The 2059-nt window shown below is 34.6% G+C and carries 3 protein-coding genes; 1 reads left to right on the forward strand and 2 read right to left on the reverse strand.

Annotation, left to right across the window (positions count from 1 at the left end; all coding sequences use genetic code 11):
* Positions 1-538: restriction endonuclease subunit S (locus tag ACLUWI_RS10010; RefSeq protein ID WP_412147203.1), on the forward strand; the 538-nt coding region annotated here is incomplete at its 5' end.
* 41 nt (positions 539-579) lie between these two features.
* Here the strand turns inward: ACLUWI_RS10010 and ACLUWI_RS10015 are convergent.
* Together ACLUWI_RS10015 and ACLUWI_RS10020 are read right to left on the reverse strand one after the other, a co-directional pair.
* Positions 580-1497 (reverse strand): tyrosine-type recombinase/integrase, encoded by a 918-nt coding sequence (locus ACLUWI_RS10015; protein WP_412147204.1) that lies wholly within the window; start codon positions 1495-1497, stop codon positions 580-582.
* Positions 1498-1539: 42 nt separating this feature from the next.
* The coding region (locus tag ACLUWI_RS10020) for a restriction endonuclease subunit S (protein ID WP_412147205.1) at positions 1540-2059 on the reverse strand (520 nt) is incomplete at its 5' end.

The following is a 2059-nucleotide window of genomic DNA, read 5'->3' on the forward strand; positions in this document are numbered from 1 at the left end:
GATTACAGATGTAAGAGATGGCACTCACGACTCACCTCACTATGTGGATGAAGGGTATCCACTAATAACTTCTAAAAATGTAAGCAATGGCCGTATAAACTATGATGCTGTCAATTATGTATCAAAATATGATTTTAATCAGATAAATAAACGTTCAAAAGTTAATATTAATGACATTCTGATGGGGATGATTGGAACTATTGGAAATCTTGCACTTATTCGAGAAGATCCTAATTTTGCAATAAAAAATGTTGCCTTAATTAAGTATACAGAATCCATAAATCATCAATTCCTATTTCAAAATTTACAGACGAGTTATATATCAAAGGAATTGTCCAATAGTATGGATGGAGGAACTCAAAAGTTTATTTCTCTTAAAAAAATTAGAAATTTATTGATTAATTTTCCTATTCTAAATGAACAATTTGAAATTGGCCAACTTTTGCAATCTCTTGATCGAACTATTACTTTGCATGACAAGAAAATCCAATATCTTAAACAACTTAAACGAGGGTTATTACAAAAAATGTTTATCTAATTTCAAAAAGGATAGCGGCATGAAACCGTTATCCTTTTTTGTTATAGTGATGCTAAATGCTGCATGATTTTTGAATTGTCCTTATTCTCTAACTCCTGAATAATATGGAGATAAGTTTGCTGAGTAGTCGTCATATCAGCATGTCCCAAACGCTTGGCAACACTTGCAATCGATACGCCTGCAAAAAGCAGCAAAGAAGCGTGAGTGTGTCTTAAACCGTGCACTGAAATTACTGGAATATCAAGTTCTTCACAGTACCGCTGTAAAAGATTATTGATGGTCGAATTAAATACACGTTTCTGGACAAATAAAGGCTGATCTTCAGGAAAGTCTTGAGTAACACGGTTAAGTTGCATTGCTAATTTCCAGTCAATCGAAACCTTGCGAATCGATGAAGCATTTTTAGTCGGTTTAAAGCCACCAGCATAATTTTTATAGTCCCAAGTCTTGTCAACGTTAATAGTCTGTCCTTCTAAATCAATGTCTTTCTTGGTTAATCCCAAAGCTTCACCAAAGCGCAGGCCGGTTTTGGCAATGACTAGAATGAGCCAATCAAAGCTGGGAAACTGTGATAAATCAAGGTGGCGCAACAGTAGTTTTAGCTCAAACTCATTTAAATATTTAGTTTTCTTCTCGGTTGGCGTTTTACCTTTGACAACAATTTTACGGGTTGGGTCTCGTTTTAAATAGCCTTCATCATACGCATCAAGCAGCATAGCTTTTAATTGATGGTGGAAGTCCATCGTAGTTGCTTTCTCATGTGTTTTGGCAAATTCATTTAAGATCTGCTGATACTCTAGTCGTGATACATCAACTAATTTAAGTTCTGGGGCAATCTGTTTTAAGTGCCGATATGATAGCCAGTACTTCTCTAATGTTCGCTCTCGGACTGCTCCATCCTTATACACCTCAATCCATTGAGCAAAATAGTCATATAACAAAATTTGTTTTCTCCTCATAAAAAATCTCCTTAGCAAATATCTTGCTAGGGAGATTTTAAATTAGACGAACATCTTTTGTAGTAATGCGCGCTTGAGACGCTTTAGATTATCAATCTTATTCTGGTGAAGGGTGATGAGGCTATCAAGTTGGAAAAAAAAGTTACCAATACTAGATTGTTCCTGTTGGTTAGGAAGGTTAATTTTCTTATTCAAGATATCTTTATTGTAAAGACGTTTAATAGTACTTCCTTCAATTTTGTCCCATTTGGTTCTCTTAAGGAACTGTTCCAGAAAACTATTTTTTAAACGTCCATCATGTTCAAGCCAAACAATGTTACTGTCTTGAAAATAAGCGTCTTCTCCTTCATAAACTACTGTCCGACCAATACTGCCAGATGCTGAAATTAAAATATCTCCAACTTCAGGATATGGGTATTTAGATTTATACTCATCAAATAATTTTTTTGAAATAAATGAATCAGGTTTCTTACCAAAAGTACCTATTTTAAAGAATGGAACCTCTCCAGATTCTGAAGTTTGATCCTTGAAAATTCGCTTATTCATCTGAACAGACCCTAAA

This window comes from Limosilactobacillus mucosae, from assembly GCF_046939755.1.
In the GTDB taxonomy this organism is placed as follows: domain Bacteria; phylum Bacillota; class Bacilli; order Lactobacillales; family Lactobacillaceae; genus Limosilactobacillus; species Limosilactobacillus mucosae_A.

Bases quoted from the DNA above. Each gene is read 5' to 3' on its own strand.
- ACLUWI_RS10015 (WP_412147204.1), bottom strand. From the start codon at position 1,497: ATGAGGAGAAAACAAATTTTGTTATATGACTATTTTGCTCAATGGATT.